This window comes from Streptomyces sp. NPDC051576 (genome assembly GCF_040681835.1).
Classification (GTDB): domain Bacteria; phylum Actinomycetota; class Actinomycetes; order Streptomycetales; family Streptomycetaceae; genus Streptomyces.
Genome location: NZ_JBFAZO010000020.1, coordinates 38,584 through 53,198 on the forward strand (window position 1 = coordinate 38,584; position 14,615 = coordinate 53,198).

Consider the following 14,615-nt stretch of genomic DNA (forward strand, 5'->3'; position numbering starts at 1 on the left):
GCGTACTGAGGCCAACTTGTTCAGACAAGTTCTCCGCTCTGCTCAACCCTCGTGCGCACCCCTGGAGAGACCGTGACCGTGTCCCCGCCGAGAAACGCCGTCCTGGGTGGTTCCCTCGCCGTCGTCGCCGCGCTGGCCCTCAGCGCCTGCGGCGCCGCCCCCACCAACTCGTCGACCACCGCCGACGGCAAGAACGCCGCCACCGCCACCTCCGCCACCGACTTCGGGGGCATGGCCGCCCTGGTGAAGGCCGCCAAGAAGGAGGGCGCGCTGCACATCATCGCGGTGCCCCGCGACTGGGCGAACTACGGCGCCATCATCGACGGTTTCACCAAGAAGTACGGCATCAAGATCACGGACGAGAACCCGGACGGCTCCAGCCAGGACGAGATCAACGCCGTGACCTCGCGCAAGGGCCAGGACCGGGCGCCCGACGTCCTCGACCTCGGCTCCTCGTTCGCGCTCAGCGCCGCTCAGCAGGGCCTGCTCGCGCCGTACAAGGTCGCCTCCTTCGACCAGATCCCCGAGGGCCAGAAGGACCCGAAGGGGCAGTGGTTCAACGACTACGGCGGCTACATCTCCATCGGCTGCGACGCCAAGCGCGTCAAGACCTGCCCGACCACCTTCGCGGACCTGCTCAAGCCGCAGTACAAGGGCCAGGTCGCCCTGAACGGCAACCCCACCAAGTCGGGTTCGGCCTTCGGCGGTGTGTACGCGGCGGCGCTCGCCAACAAGGGTTCCTTCGACGACATCCAGCCCGGCCTGGACTTCTTCGCCAAGCTGAAGCAGAACGGCAACTACACGCCCGTCGAGTCGACCCCGGCCACCGTCGAGAAGGGCGAGACGCCCATCTCCATCGACTGGGACTACCTCAACGCCGGTTACGCCGACGAGTTCAAGTCCAAGGGCGTCGACTGGAAGGTCACGATCCCGAGCGACGGCCAGTACGCGCAGTACTACTCGCAGGCCATCAACAAGGACGCCCCGCACCCGGCGGCCGCCCGCCTGTGGCAGGAGTACCTGTACAGCACCGAGGGCCAGAACCTGTGGCTCAAGGGGTACGCGCGCCCGGCGCTGATGACCTCCATGGAGTCGGCCGGCACCCTCGACAAGACCGCCGCCGCCAAGCTCCCGCAGGTCACCGGTACGCCGTCCTTCCCTACCGAGACCCAGCAGAGCAAGGCCAAGACGGTCATCGCGTCCGGCTGGGCGAAGGCCGTCTCCGGATGACGGCCACGCTCACGCGGGCCGACGTGGTCGCCGCCGCTTCTGTGAGGCGGCGGCGCCGCGTCCCCGGCTGGATCGCCGTGGTCCCGCTGCTCGTGTTCGTCGCGGTCGCCTTCGGGGTGCCCGCCGTGGCGATGCTGAACGGCGCCTTCACCGTCAAGAACCAGACGACGGGCGCCACTTCGTACAGCACCGCCAACCTGACCGACTCGTTGCAGGGCGCCTACTTCACCGCGCTGGTCGGCAGCGTCAAGCTGTCCGCCATCTCGGCCGCCCTGGGCACGCTGTTCGGTCTGCCGCTCGCGCAGGTCGTCGTCACCTCCCGGTTCCGCGCGCTGCGCGAGGCCGTCCTCACCGCGTCCGGCGTCCTCGCCAACTTCGGCGGTGTCCCGCTGGCCTTCGCGTTCGTCGCCACCCTCGGCAACGCCGGTGTGCTGACCACCCACTTGGGCCTCAAGGACCAGGGCTGGGACCTCTACAGCTTCACCGGCCTGGTCATCGTCTACCTGTACTTCCTCATCCCGCTGATGGTCCTCACCATCACGCCGGCTCTGGAGGGCCTGCGCACCCAGTGGCGCGAGGCCGCCCAGAACAACGGCGCCACCGGCGTGCAGTACTGGCGGCACGTGGCCCTGCCGGTCCTCGCGCCGTCCCTGCTCGGCGGGTTCGTGCTGCTCTTCGGCAGTGCCTTCGCCGCGTACGCCACCGCCGCGGCCATGGTGGGCAGTTCGGTCCCGCTGGTCACCCTCCAGATCGCCGACGCCATCTCCGGCAACGTGCTGGTCGGCCAGGAGAACGTGGCCCTCGCCCTCAGCCTCGACATGGTCCTGGTCGCGGGCCTCGTCATGGCCGTGTACCTGCCCCTGCAACGACGGAGCGCGCGATGGCTGGACGCCTGAACCTCTGGCGGTGGGTCGTCCTCGGCCTCGCCGCCCTGTACTTCCTGGTGCCGCTCGCCGCCTCCGTGATCTTCACGGTCGACGTGCCCGGCCAGGGTGTCACCTTCGACGCCTACACCCAGATCGTCTCCACCGGCGGCTTCACCTCCAGCCTGCTGCTCTCGCTGGAACTCGCCGCCGCCACCATCGCCGTCGTCCTGCTCCTGATGGTCCCCGCCATGGTCGCGCTACGACTCGGCGCGCCCCGCCTGCGCCCGGTCGTCGAGGTGATCTGCTCGCTGCCGCTGGTGGTCCCGCCGATCGCGTTCGTCGCCGGTATCGCCACGGTCCTCAAGTGGGGCCCCGACTACCTCTCCCGCACCCCCCTCTTCGAGACCTTCGTCGCCATCCAGAACCCGGACTTCCCCTTCATCCTGGTCCTGGCCTACGTCGTGATGGCGCTGCCCTTCGTGTACCGGGCCCTGGACTCCGGGCTCCGCGCCATCGACGTGAAGACCCTCGTCGAGGCCGCGCGCAGTTGCGGCGCCGGCTGGCCACAGGCGCTCGTACAGGCCGTACTGCCCAATCTGCGCGGCGCGTTGCTCAACGCCTCCTTCCTCACGCTGGCGCTGGTGCTCGGCGAGTTCACCGTGGCCCAACTGCTCGGCTTCCAGCCCTTCGCCGTGTGGATCTACAGCGTCGGCGGGTCCAACGCCCAGCTCTCCGTCGCCGTCTCCGTGCTCAGCCTGGTCGTCACCTGGGCACTGCTCCTCACGCTCGCCGGTGTCGGCGGGCGTGACCGAACCGCTCCTTCCCGGGGATGAACCATGACCGCCACCACGCTTGAGAAGACCACCGCCGAGAAAGCCGCCACTGTCGAATTCCGCGGCCTGCGCCGGGAGTTCGGCCCGACGGTCGCCCTCGACGGACTCGACCTGACCGTCCGCCCCGGCGAGTTCCTGGCCCTGCTCGGCCCCTCCGGCTGCGGCAAGACCACCGCGCTGCGCATGCTCGCCGGCTTCGAACACCCCACCTCCGGCGAGGTGTTGGTCGACGGCCAGGACGTCACCGACGTCCCCGCGCACCGCCGCGACGCGGGGATGGTCTTCCAGTCGTACAGCCTCTTCCCGCATCTCAACGCGCTCGACAACGTCGCCTTCGGACTGCGCATGCGCAAGGTCCGTACGGCCGAACGGCGGGCCCGCGCGGCCGAGTTGCTCGACCTCGTCGGGCTCGGCGACAAGGGCGAGCGCTTCCCGCACCAGCTCTCCGGCGGCCAGCAGCAGCGCATCGCGCTGGCCCGCGCGCTCGCTCTGCGGCCCCGTGTCCTGCTCCTGGACGAGCCGCTGTCGGCGCTCGACGCCAAGGTGCGGCTGTCGCTGCGCGAGGAGATCCGCCGCCTCCAGCAGGAACTCGGCATCACCACCCTCTTCGTGACACACGATCAGGAGGAGGCGCTGTCCATCGCCGACCGGGTCGCCGTGATGCGCGCCGGAAAGCTCGAACAGTGCGCCGCACCGGCCGAGTTGTACGGCCGGCCCGCGACCGCGTTCGTCGCCGAGTTCGTCGGCACGATGAGCCGGCTGCCGGGACGGCTCACGGACGGGGTCGTCGAAGTGCTCGGCGGACAGCGGCTTCCCGTGGACGGCGAGGCCCCGGCCGGGCCCGACGTGGACGTGCTCGTCCGACCCGAGGCGATCGACGTGCGCGCCGACGCCGCCGGTGACGCGCGGGTCGTCGGCACCGCCTTCCTCGGCGCGGTTGTCCGCCTCACCGTGCAACTCGTCGACTCCACCGAGGTCAAGGCCGACCTGCCCACGCACGAGGCCGCGGGTCTGGGAGCCGGCGTCGCCGTACAGGTGTCGCTGCCGGAACGCCCGGTACTCGTGGCAGAACGCGTCAACCCGTAGGGCCACAGTCGCCCGCAGTGCCCGTACTGAAAGAGAGAAACGTGACCCCCCACACCCAACTCCCGCTCCAGGCCGTCCTGTTCGACATGGACGGAACGCTCGTCGACACCGAGCGACTGTGGTGGGAGGCGGTGGAACAGGTCGCGGGCAGGTCCCTGACCGAAGCGGACCAGCCGGAGGTGCTCGGCCGCCCGGTCGAGCACACCGCCGGCTGGCTCGCCACGACCACGGGCGCATCGGCGGCGGACCTCGCGGCCGAGCTGCACCGGGAGTTCGCCGCCCGCGTCCGCACCGGCATCGTGCCCCGCCCCGGTGCGCTCGACCTCCTCGACGCCCTCGCCCGCGACGGCGTCCCCACGGCGCTCGTCACCGCGTCCCCCCGCGCGGTCGCCGACACCGTCCTCGACGCGCTCGGCGCGAGCCGCTTCGCGGTCTCCGTCACCGCCGACGACACCGGGCCCACCAAGCCCGCCCCCGACCCCTACCTCGCCGCCTGCCGCGCCCTCGGCGTCGACCCGGCCGCCTGCGTGGCCGTCGAGGACACCCAGACCGGCGTCAGCTCCGCCGAGGCGGCCGGCTGCGCGGTCCTCGCGGTCCCGTCCCTGGCGCCGATCGACGAGGCCCCCGGCCGCACGGTACGGGCGAGCCTCGCCGGGGTGACTCCCGCCCACCTGCGCGCGATGGTGACAGCCGGCACGACAGATGAACTACGCGTGTTGACCTGGAACCTCTGGCTCGGCGGCAGCAAGGTCGACGACCACCGCACCAAGCAACTCAAGGCCATCATGGAGACCGGCGCGGACGTGGTCGGCCTCCAGGAGACGGCCGGCACCGCGGCCCAGGAACTGGCCGAGGTCCTCGGCTGGCACCACCACCGGGCCGGCGAGAACCTCGGCATCATCAGCCGCCACCCGATCACCGCCCGCTTCGGAGACCCGGACGTCGGCTTCTACGGAGCGGCGGGCGTACGGATCGCCATCGCGCGGGGCCGCGAAATCGACGTATGGACCTGCCACTTCGACTACACGCCCTACGGCCCCTACGAATCCGCCTTCGACGGGCTCCCGGCCACCGACCTGATCGCCCACGAGGAGACGCGGCTAGCCCAGATGCGGGACACCTTGAGCCGCATCGCGGAGGTGGCCGAGGACGCCGTACCCGTCATCCTGGTCGGCGACTTCAACAGCCCCTCGCACCTGGACCGGCCGGACGTCGAGTGGCCCGTGACCAAGGCAGCGGCCGACGCGGGCCTGCGCGACAGCTACCGCGAAGCCCACCCGGACCCGACCGCCGCCCCCGGCCACACCTGGTCGCCCATCCACCCCGTCCACGAGGACGGCAGCGGCCGCCCCGAACCCCAGGACCGCATCGACTACGTCCTGCACCGAGGCCTGACCGTGCTCGACTCCCGCACCTTCGTCACCGGGAACCCGAGCCCGTGGCCCGAGGTGTCGGGGAACTGTTGGCCTTCGGATCATGCGGCGGTTCTTACGGTGTTCGGGGTGCCGCGTGTGAGCTGAGGTGAAGTGGGGCGGGGTGGGAATGGTCGGGGTGGGGGAGGGGCGCGGTGGGTGGTTGGCCGCGGGGAGGTGTACAGCGGGTGGTTCCCCGAGCCGGGCGTGGCGGCCACCTCCGACGGCTGGCCCTCGGGCCGTGCGGCCGGTGTTCGGGGTGCCTCGCGTGATGTGAAGCGGAGCAGGCGGCTGGGGCACGCGGTCAGTGGCCGGCTCGGCCGGGGCGTGGTGGTCATGTCGATGGTCGGGCTTCGGGCCGTGCGGCCGGTGGCTCGTGGTCTTCGGTGCGTGGCGGGGTGGACTGCGTGGGGAGACGCGCAGCGGGCTGCCGCCTCGGCCTCGGCGTGACGGCCACCTCATTCGTCGGGACTCGGGCGTGCCGCCGGTGCTCAGGGTCTTCGCCGGCGCGCGTGTCCCGTGAAGCGGGGCGGGGCGCCCGCGCCCAGCGCGCCCGGCACCGGATCGGCGTGCGTGCCACCGCTGTCGCGGGGACGCACCGAGGCGCCGCCCCAGCTCGGGCCTGTCGATCACCGTCGATCCAACCGCCGCCCCCGGGACCATGCGACCGGTACTCGGACCGTACCGCCGATACTCGGGGCCCTCGGCGTGCCCCGAACCCCGAGGCCCGGCAGCGCACGCAACGAATCGCCGCCCCACCAGGCCCACACGCAACGATCCGCTCACCGGCACGCAACGGCTGCTTCTTGTCCGGCCCAGGCCCTCGGTCGTACCGTCTAGGTGGCCCCCGACAGGTGGCTCTTCAGCCATTTCGTCCCGGTGAAGGAACACACATGCGCACCGCCCTGCTCCAGAGCTCCGGCCGCCCCGGCTCCGTCGTCGAGAACCTCAAGGTCCTCGACGAGGCCGCGGGCCGGGCCGCGGCCGGTGGCGCAGGGCTGCTGGCCGCGCCGGAGATGTTCCTCACCGGATACGCGATCGGCGACGCCGTCGGCCGCCTCGCCGAGCCCGCCGACGGCGACTCCGCGGACACCATCGCCGAGATCGCCACCCGCCACGGACTCGCCATCGCCTACGGCTACCCGGAGCGCGCCGGCGACGTCGTCCACAACTCTGCCCAGTTGATCTCCGCCGACGGCACCCGCCTCGCGAACTACCGCAAGACCCACCTCTTCGGCGACTTCGAGCGCGCCCACTTCACCCCGGGTGAACAGCCGGTAGTCCAGGCCGAGTTGGACGGCCTGAGGGTCGGCCTGATGATCTGCTACGACGTCGAGTTCCCGGAGCCCGTCCGCGCCCACGCCCTCGCCGGCACCGACCTGCTCCTCGTCCCGACGGCGAACATGCACCCGTTCCAGTTCGTCGCCGAGTCCGTGGTCCCGGTGCGGGCCTGGGAGAACCAGCTGTACGTGGCGTACATCAACCGCATCGGCCAGGAAGGGGAGTTCGACTTCTTCGGCCTCTCCACGCTCGCCGGCCCCGACGGAGTCGCCCGCACCCGGGCCGGCCGCGGCGAGGAACTCCTCCTCTCCGACATCGACCCCGAGTTCCTGGCCGACTCCCGTGCGGCGAACCCGTATCTGAAGGACCGCCGCCCCGGTCTCTACGGCTCCCTCGCCTGAACCTCCCCCCCGTTAGCCCTGTTTTTCGCAAGGAGTCCGTACCCCATGACGTCCACGGTGCCCAACGCCGTCCAGCACGCCGACGAGCGGCAGCCGCCGATCACCATGTTCGGGCCGGACTTCCCCTACGCCTACGACGACTTCCTCGCCCACCCGGCCGGCCTCGGCCAGATACCCGCGACCGAGCACGGCACCGAAGTCGCGGTGATCGGCGGCGGGTTGTCCGGCATCGTGGCCGCCTACGAGCTGATGAAGATGGGCCTCAAGCCCGTCGTCTACGAGGCCGACCGGATCGGCGGCCGACTCCGCACCGTCGGCTTCGACGGCCCCGGCACCGAGGAACTCACCGCCGAGATGGGCGCGATGCGCTTCCCGCCCTCCTCCACCGCCCTCCAGCACTACATCGACCTGGTCGGACTTGAGACCCGGCCGTTCCCCAACCCCCTTGCGGAGGCGACCCCTTCGACCGTCGTCGACCTCAAGGGCGAGTCCCACTACGCGACCACCGTCGACGACCTCCCGCAGGTCTACCGCGACGTGATGCACGCCTGGAACGCCTGCCTCGAAGAGGGCGCCGACTTCTCCGACATGAACCGGGCCATGCGCGAGCGCGACATCCCGCGCATCCGCGAGATCTGGTCGAAGCTCGTCGAGAAGCTCGACAACCAGACCTTCTACGGCTTCCTCTGCGACTCCGAGTCCTTCAAGTCCTTCCGGCACCGCGAGATCTTCGGCCAGGTCGGCTTCGGCACCGGCGGCTGGGACACCGACTTCCCGAACTCCATCCTGGAGATCCTGCGTGTCGTCTACACCGAGGCCGACGACCATCACCGCGGCATCGTCGGCGGCTCCCAGCAACTCCCGCTCAGGCTCTGGGACCGCGAACCGCAGAAGATCGTCCACTGGCCCTACGGCACCTCGCTGGCATCCCTGCACGTGAACGGCGAACCCCGCCCCGCCGTGACCCGGCTGCACCGCACCGCCGGCAACCGCATCACGGTGACGGACGCGAACGGCGACATCCGCACCTACCGGTCGGCGATCTTCACCGCCCAGTCCTGGATGCTGCTCTCCAAGATCGCCTGCGACGACTCGCTCTTCCCGATCGACCACTGGACGGCGATCGAGCGCACCCACTACATGGAGAGCTCGAAGCTCTTCGTCCCCGTCGACCGGCCGTTCTGGCTCGACAAGGACGAGCAGACCGGCCGGGACGTCATGTCGATGACCCTCACCGACCGTATGACGCGCGGCACTTACCTCCTCGACGACGGCCCGGACAAGCCCGCCGTCATCTGCCTCTCGTACACCTGGTGCGACGACAGCCTCAAGTGGCTGCCGCTGTCGGCGAACGAGCGGATGGAGGTCATGCTGAAGTCGCTCGGCGAGATCTACCCGAACGTCGACATCAGGAAGCACGTCATCGGCAACCCGGTGACGGTCTCCTGGGAGAACGAGCCTTATTTCATGGGCGCGTTCAAGGCCAACCTGCCCGGCCACTACCGTTACCAGCGGCGCCTGTTCACCCACTTCATGCAGGACCGGCTGCCCGAGGACAAGCGCGGCATCTTCCTCGCGGGCGACGACATCTCCTGGACGGCCGGCTGGGCCGAGGGCGCCGTCCAGACCGCCCTCAACGCTGTCTGGGGCGTCATGCACCAACTAGGCGGTACGACGGACCCGACCAACCCCGGACCGGGGGACGTCTACGACGACATCGCACCGGTCGAACTGCCCGAGGACTAGGGTGCGTTCAGACCCCGGCCGCCCGAGCCTTCTCGTACACCTCGGCGGCGACGTCCGTCAGCTCCCGCGCGTCCCGGGTACCGCTCTGCAGGTCCACGAGGATCTCGTCGAGGCCGATCTCGGCGTGCGCGACGAGGTCCTCGACGATCTGGTCGACGTTGCCGTGGAAGGGACGGCGGTCGGGGCCGTCGTAGGGCTTGGCGGTGTAGCGGGGGTTGGTGCGCAGCACGGTCCGGATCGGCTCCGTGCGTCCGCGCTCGGCGGCCAGTTCGCGTAGCTCGCGCCACTGTGCGGCGAGGGTGTCGGCGCCCAGGCCGACCGGCATCCATCCGTCGGCGTGGTCGACCAGCCGGCGCCGGGCCCTCCCGCTGCCCGCCGCGAGCAGGATCGGGACGGGCCGGGCGGGCTTGGGGCCGACCACGGCCGACGCGATCTTCGTCAACCGGCCGTCGTACGACACCGGGTCGGGGCCCCACACGGCCCGGCACACCTCGATCAGCTCGTCCAGGACCTGGCCGCGCTCCTCGAACGGCCGGACCGACGCCGCCGCGTACTCGTCGTGCGACCAGCCGGTACCGAGGCCCGCGACCACCCGGCCGCCGCTCGCCGCGTCCAACGACGCCAGGGCCTTGGCCAGTTGGAACGGCACGTGCAGCGGTGCCACCAGCACACTGGTGCCGAGCCGGGCCCGCTCGGTGGCAGCGGCGGCGAGCGTGAGCGTGACCAACGGCTCGGCCACGCTGCGGTAGTGGTCGGGCCAGGGCACCCCGGGCATGCCGTACAGACCCTGGGTCGCGGGCTCCGGGTACAGGGCGCGCTCGTACACCCACAGACTCTCGAAGCCGATCCGCTCGGCGGCGCGGGCCACGGTGGGCACGTCCTTGCCGATGTCGTACCAGTGCATCTGGGGGAGGCCGAGTCCGAGAGGGGTCGTCATACCCTGTGCTCCTTCGCCCGAGCGGCTTGGGGATCTCACGACCGAACGTACAACGTCGGCAGGGGAGTTGAACCGATCAGTCCGGCAACGGCGTGAGCATCATGCGGCCCGCGAGTCCCACCGCCGCGTCCAGCCGCTCGGTGAACTCCGCGGCGACATCGGGCAGTCCGCGCAGCGCCCACAGGGCTCGCGCCGCCGTCCAGGTCGCCTCCCTGGCGCGCTCCAGGCTCCACGAGCCGAGCAGATGGGTGAGCGGATCGGCGATCTGGAACAGGTCGGGACCCGGCATCAGATCCTCGCGGATGCGCTCCTCAAGTGAGACGAGGAGATCGCCCACGCGGTCGAACTCGTCCTCCAGCTCGGCGGGTTCGCAGTCGAGCGTACGACAGGCGTCCACGACGGCGAGCGCGAGATCGTGACCGATGTGCGCGTTGATGCCCGACAGGGCGAACTGCAGCGGTCGTACGCCCGGATGCCCGCGCAGTTGGAACAGCGGTCGCCAACAGGCGGGCGGGCGGCGCCCGTTCGCCACCGTGTCCACGGCGGCGAGGTACCGCTCCGCGAACCGTACGTCCAGCGTGACGGCTGCGCGGGTGTCCTCGAACCGACCTGCGTCGATGCGCCGGTCGACCGCTTCCGTGACGGCGAGGTAGACCCGGTTGAACACCGCGACCCCGTCCCGCGCGGGCAGTTCCTCGTCGAGCGCGCGCAGCCGGGAGACGACGATGTCCACGGGTGTGCCGAAGTGTGCCAATTGCCCCATGGAGGCAGCGTCCCAGTCCTACGCTGACCGAGGTGCCGCCGGGCCCGACACTTCCCCAGAACGGGGGAACGGTTCGGCGCGAGGGGGCGGTGTGTCGGGTTCACGTGGTCGGGGGCGGAGGCCGACCGCCCGGCGGAGCGTGGCGGTCGTGGCCGCGTCGGTCCTGGTGGCGATCGGCACCGCGACCGGGACGATCAAAGCCCTGGACGAGGGGCGCGGCGCGGACCGGGCCCGGCCGGAGGCGAGCGACGCGACCCTCCTGCTGCCGCTGCCCGATGTGCCGTCCTCGCTTTCCAACTCCCCTTCGGCGAAGGCGAGTTCGTCCACCCGGCCGAAGAGGACAGCCGCGCCCTCCGGGCGGAAGCCGCAGCGGACCGCCACCGACTCACCCCGCCTCTACCGCCACCCCGACTCCCAGGTCCTCGACTGGGTCCGCGCCCACCCCGACGACCCGCGTACGGAGGTCATAGCCTCCCGGATCGCCGACGAGCCGGCGGCGGTGTGGTTCGCCGACTTCACGCCCTCGACGATCACCTCCCGGGTCCGCGCGGTCACTGCGGGCGCCGCCGCGCAGGGCCGGGTGCCGGTCGTCGTGCCGTACGCGATCCCGGAGCGCGACTGCGGCGGGGCCTCCGAGGGCGGGGCGCCGGACTTCGCGGCGTACGACGGCTGGATCGACGACTTCGCGGCCGGGCTCGGTTCCGGGGAGGTCGTGGTGATCCTGGAGCCCGATTCCGTGGCGCAGACCGACTGCCTCTCCGACGCCCAACGGGCCGACCGTTTCGCCGCGTTGGCCCGTGCGGGTCGCGTGCTTAAGGCCGCCGACCCGAAGGCGCGCGTGTACTACGACGCCGGTCACTCCGACTGGAACCCGGCCGCGCAACAGGCTGCCCTGCTCAGGCAGGCGGGTGCGGCCTCCGACGGATCGTCGGACGGAATCTTCAGCAACGTCTCCAATTTCAACGGCACTTCGGCCGAGATCGCCTACGACCGCCAGGTTCTCGACGCCCTCGGTGGCCCGGCTGGTCTCGGCGCCGTCGTCGACACCAGCCGCAACGGCAACGGCGCCCCGGCCGACGGCCAGTGGTGCGACCCGGCGGGCCGGAAGATCGGGCGGGCGCCGACCCTGGACACCGGGGAGGCGCGGATCGACGGCTATCTCTGGGTCAAGCTGCCGGGGGAGTCGGACGGTTGCAAGGGCGCGGCCGGCACGTTCACGGCGTCGTACGCCTACGACTTGGCGCGCTGACTCTCATCTCTGTACGTGAATCCGGTCCGGACCATTGTCACGGTTGCCGCATGCCCCTACGCTCGCACGGTTCCATTCATGAACTACGTTCACATACATGATGGAGTCGTTGCATGGTGAGAGCCAGACCCCGCCTCGGTGTTCTTCTCACGGCCGTGGCCGTACTGACAGCAGTGTTCGTCCCCTCCGCCTCCGCGCACCCGGTGCCGGCCACCCCCGACACCGCTGTCCTGGACGGCGCCCGCCTCCAGCAGATCAAGCTCCGCCTGGACCGAGGCGATCCCCAACTGCGCCGGTCACTGCGGAACTTGACGACCCGCGCCGACAACTGGCTGCACCAGGGCCCGTGGACGGTCGTGGACAAACCGAAGCCCGCCCCCGGCGGCGATGTTCACGACTACCTGAGTCAGGCCCCCTACTGGTGGCCGACGACCACCCCGACCGCCGACAACCCCTGGGGCTGCCCGTACGCCCAGCGCGACGGGCAGCGCAACCCCGAGGTCGACACGGGGACCGACCGCCAGGATGTGGAGAAGGTCTTCGACTCGACGTACGACCTCGCGCTCGCCTGGTACTACACCGGCGACCAGCGCTACGCGCACAAGGCCGACCAGGTCCTGCGCACCTGGTTCCTCGACCCGGCCACGAGGATGAACCCCAACCTGAACCACGCCCAGTTCATCCCCTGCAAGTACGACGGCCGCGCCATCGGCGTCATCGACTTCTCCCAGTCGTACACCAGCGTCGTCGACGCCATCGCGATCCTCGGCACCGGCGCCCCCGGCTGGACGAGGACCGACCGCACGGCGATGGCCCGGTGGAACTCCGACTTCCTCGACTGGCTGAAGAACAGCGCCTTCGGCAAGGAGGAGGGCGCCGCCGCCAACAACCACGGCACCTTCTACGACATGCAGCTCGCCGCCCTCGCCTACGCGACCGGCGACAAGGCGCTGGCCCGGCGAACGGTGCTCGACGCACGCGCCAAACGCATCGACCCCCAGATAGCGGGCGACGGCAGCCAGCCGCAGGAGCTCGCACGGACCCGGAGTTGGCACTACTCGACCTTCGACCTGGTCGCATACACCCGGCTCGCGGCCATCGGCCGGCACGTCGGCGTGAACCTGTGGACCTACCAAGGCCCTGACGGGCAGGGCCTGTTGAAGGCCGTGGACTATCTGCTCCCTGCCGCGACCGGGGCCGCCGCCTGGTCGCATCCGGAGCTGGAGTTCTACCGCTACGCGGCGAGCGACATCGTCCACGCGGCGGCCGACGCGGGCGACACACGGGCCAGGGCCGCCGTACCGGAACTGGAGGCCCCGCCCGGCGGTGACCTGTGGTCCCTGCGTCCGGCGGCCGAGCAACTGGACTCCATCGCTGGATGACTGACGATCCGTCACCGCGCCGGTCACCGGCCCCGGCCCGTACGCCGTCCGTCTCTGGTCGGACCGGCTCGGTACGCGCCCCGGACCGAGCCGTTCAGAGCTGTCGGTCCGGCACCGCCGCGCCCGGCGCGGTGACCTTCGGGCGGTCCCGGTCCCCGGTGCGCAGCACGCCCGCGAAGACCGCGAGGCCGCCGGCCAGCGCCGTCACCAGGCAGAACGACACCACCAGGCTGGTCGCCTGCGCCACCCCGCCGATCAGGCTCGGCGCGATCAGCCCCGAGGTGTAGGTGATCGTCGCCACGCCCGCGATGGCCTGGCTGGGGTTCGGCCCGCTGCGGCCGGCGGCGGCGAAGCACAGGGGTACGACGACGGCGATGCCCAGACCGAGCAGCCCGAAGCCGGTCATCGCCAGCACCGGACTGTCCGCGAGGACGATCAGCAGTCCGCCGAACACGGCGAGGACACCGCCCGCGCGGACCGTGCGCACCGAGCCGAAGCGGTTCACCACCGCGTCGCCGACCAGCCGGGCCACCGCCATCGTCAGCATGAACCCGGTCGTCGAGGCCGCCGCGAGCCCGGCCGACGTGTCCAACTGGTCCCGCAGGAACACCGCCGACCAGTCCAGGCTCGCCCCCTCCGCGAACACCGCGCAGAAGCCCACTGTGCCGATGAGCAGCGCCGACCGCGGCGGCAGTGTGAACCGCGGCGGCGCCTCCTCCTCCACGCCCGGATGGATGTCGAGCACCCAGTGGCAGGCGGTCACCCCGAGCAGGGTGAGGATCAGGGCCGCGATGAGATGGTGCACGCGCGCGTCCGAGTCGAGGTGCGCGGCCAGGGTGCCGCCCGCCGAACCGATCAGGGCGCCCGCGCTCCACATGCCGTGCAGACCAGACATGATCGACTTGTCGAGCAGACGCTCGACCTCGACACCGAGCGCGTTCATGGCGACATCGGCCATCCCCGCGCTCGCGCCGTACGCGAACATCGCCAGGCACAGGGTGACCAGGTTCGGCGCGAGGGCCGGCAGGACCAGGGACATCGTCCACAGCGAGATCAGCCCGCGCAGCGCCGTACGGCTGCCGAAGCGGTGGGTGATCCAGCCGGCCAGCGGCATCGAGCAGGACGCGCCGAACGCCCCGAACGCGAGCGCGAATCCGAGCCAGCCCGCGGCGACCTGCGCATGGTCCTGGATCCACGGCACCCGGGTCGCGAACGAGCCGGTCACCGCGCCGTGCACGGCGAAGACGGCGGCCACGGCATAGCGGGCGCGCTTCACCTCGTGTCGGTCGTAGACCACATCGCTCATCGTCCGGCCCCTCCAGTGCTCTTCACGTCCCCGTCCCCACTCGCGTCGCGTAAACTATCAGGAACCCTGCCTGATAGATAGAGAATTACCGGCCGCCCGCCGCACCCCCTCGATCTGGGAGGA

12 protein-coding genes are annotated in these 14,615 nt (G+C 71.0%); 9 read left to right on the forward strand and 3 right to left on the reverse strand.

Going from position 1 to position 14,615, the window contains the following annotated elements:
- Nucleotides 1-72 precede the first annotated feature (72 nt).
- The 7 genes from AB0M63_RS43380 to AB0M63_RS43410 all read left to right on the forward strand — a co-directional run bounded on the left by AB0M63_RS43380 (nt 73) and on the right by AB0M63_RS43410 (nt 8,855).
- The gene (locus AB0M63_RS43380; protein ID WP_366023268.1) at nt 73-1,230 is read left to right on the forward strand and encodes an extracellular solute-binding protein; all 1,158 of its coding nucleotides are present in this window, start codon (nt 73-75) and stop codon (nt 1,228-1,230) included.
- A complete protein-coding gene (locus AB0M63_RS43385; RefSeq protein ID WP_366023269.1) occupies nt 1,227-2,126 on the forward strand; it encodes an ABC transporter permease subunit in 900 nt (299 codons plus the stop codon). The genes AB0M63_RS43380 and AB0M63_RS43385 overlap by 4 nt, the downstream gene beginning before the upstream one ends.
- Complete coding sequence (locus AB0M63_RS43390) at nt 2,111-2,929, forward strand: ABC transporter permease subunit (protein ID WP_366023270.1); 819 nt, start codon at nt 2,111-2,113, stop codon at nt 2,927-2,929. The genes AB0M63_RS43385 and AB0M63_RS43390 overlap by 16 nt, the downstream gene beginning before the upstream one ends.
- 3 nt (nt 2,930-2,932) lie before the next feature.
- Complete coding sequence (locus AB0M63_RS43395) at nt 2,933-4,015, forward strand: ABC transporter ATP-binding protein (protein WP_366023271.1); 1,083 nt, start codon at nt 2,933-2,935, stop codon at nt 4,013-4,015.
- A 41-nt stretch (nt 4,016-4,056) separates the two neighbouring features.
- Nucleotides 4,057-5,535, forward strand: coding sequence for an HAD-IA family hydrolase (locus tag AB0M63_RS43400; RefSeq protein WP_366023272.1), 1,479 nt, complete (start codon nt 4,057-4,059; stop codon nt 5,533-5,535).
- A gap of 785 nt (nt 5,536-6,320) precedes the next feature.
- Nucleotides 6,321-7,109 (forward strand): carbon-nitrogen hydrolase family protein, encoded by a 789-nt coding sequence (locus AB0M63_RS43405; RefSeq protein ID WP_366023273.1) that lies wholly within the window; start codon nt 6,321-6,323, stop codon nt 7,107-7,109.
- 45 nt (nt 7,110-7,154) lie between these two features.
- The gene (locus AB0M63_RS43410; RefSeq protein ID WP_355918578.1) at nt 7,155-8,855 is read left to right on the forward strand and encodes an NAD(P)/FAD-dependent oxidoreductase; all 1,701 of its coding nucleotides are present in this window, start codon (nt 7,155-7,157) and stop codon (nt 8,853-8,855) included.
- A 7-nt stretch (nt 8,856-8,862) separates the two neighbouring features.
- On the opposite strand, the gene AB0M63_RS43415 is transcribed toward AB0M63_RS43410, so the two are convergent.
- Both AB0M63_RS43415 and AB0M63_RS43420 read right to left on the reverse strand, forming a co-directional pair.
- The gene (locus tag AB0M63_RS43415) at nt 8,863-9,792 is read right to left on the reverse strand and encodes an LLM class F420-dependent oxidoreductase (protein ID WP_355918575.1); all 930 of its coding nucleotides are present in this window, start codon (nt 9,790-9,792) and stop codon (nt 8,863-8,865) included.
- A 76-nt stretch (nt 9,793-9,868) separates the two neighbouring features.
- Complete coding sequence (locus tag AB0M63_RS43420; protein ID WP_355918572.1) at nt 9,869-10,555, reverse strand: DUF5995 family protein; 687 nt, start codon at nt 10,553-10,555, stop codon at nt 9,869-9,871.
- Between the two features lie 139 nt (nt 10,556-10,694).
- Between AB0M63_RS43420 and AB0M63_RS43425 the strand changes: the two genes are divergently transcribed.
- Both AB0M63_RS43425 and AB0M63_RS43430 read left to right on the forward strand, forming a co-directional pair.
- Nucleotides 10,695-11,804, forward strand: a complete 1,110-nt coding sequence (locus AB0M63_RS43425) for a glycoside hydrolase family 6 protein (RefSeq protein WP_366023274.1) — start codon at nt 10,695-10,697, stop codon at nt 11,802-11,804.
- Between the two features lie 116 nt (nt 11,805-11,920).
- Nucleotides 11,921-13,186 (forward strand): alginate lyase family protein, encoded by a 1,266-nt coding sequence (locus AB0M63_RS43430; protein WP_366023310.1) that lies wholly within the window; start codon nt 11,921-11,923, stop codon nt 13,184-13,186.
- A gap of 94 nt (nt 13,187-13,280) precedes the next feature.
- On the opposite strand, the gene AB0M63_RS43435 is transcribed toward AB0M63_RS43430, so the two are convergent.
- Nucleotides 13,281-14,492 carry an MFS transporter gene (locus AB0M63_RS43435; protein WP_355918566.1) on the reverse strand — a complete coding sequence of 404 codons (1,212 nt, stop codon included), beginning with the start codon at nt 14,490-14,492 and terminating at the stop codon, nt 13,281-13,283.
- Nucleotides 14,493-14,615 lie beyond the last annotated feature (123 nt).

Coding starts and splice junctions, on each gene's coding strand:
- AB0M63_RS43385 (WP_366023269.1), top strand. CDS start 1,227: ATGACGGCCACGCTCACGCGGGCCGACGTGGTCGCCGCCGCTTCTGTG.
- AB0M63_RS43390 (WP_366023270.1), top strand. CDS start 2,111: ATGGCTGGACGCCTGAACCTCTGGCGGTGGGTCGTCCTCGGCCTCGCC.
- AB0M63_RS43395 (WP_366023271.1), top strand. CDS start 2,933: ATGACCGCCACCACGCTTGAGAAGACCACCGCCGAGAAAGCCGCCACT.
- AB0M63_RS43405 (WP_366023273.1), top strand. CDS start 6,321: ATGCGCACCGCCCTGCTCCAGAGCTCCGGCCGCCCCGGCTCCGTCGTC.
- AB0M63_RS43410 (WP_355918578.1), top strand. CDS start 7,155: ATGACGTCCACGGTGCCCAACGCCGTCCAGCACGCCGACGAGCGGCAG.
- AB0M63_RS43415 (WP_355918575.1), bottom strand. CDS start 9,792: ATGACGACCCCTCTCGGACTCGGCCTCCCCCAGATGCACTGGTACGAC.
- AB0M63_RS43420 (WP_355918572.1), bottom strand. CDS start 10,555: ATGGGGCAATTGGCACACTTCGGCACACCCGTGGACATCGTCGTCTCC.
- AB0M63_RS43435 (WP_355918566.1), bottom strand. CDS start 14,492: ATGAGCGATGTGGTCTACGACCGACACGAGGTGAAGCGCGCCCGCTAT.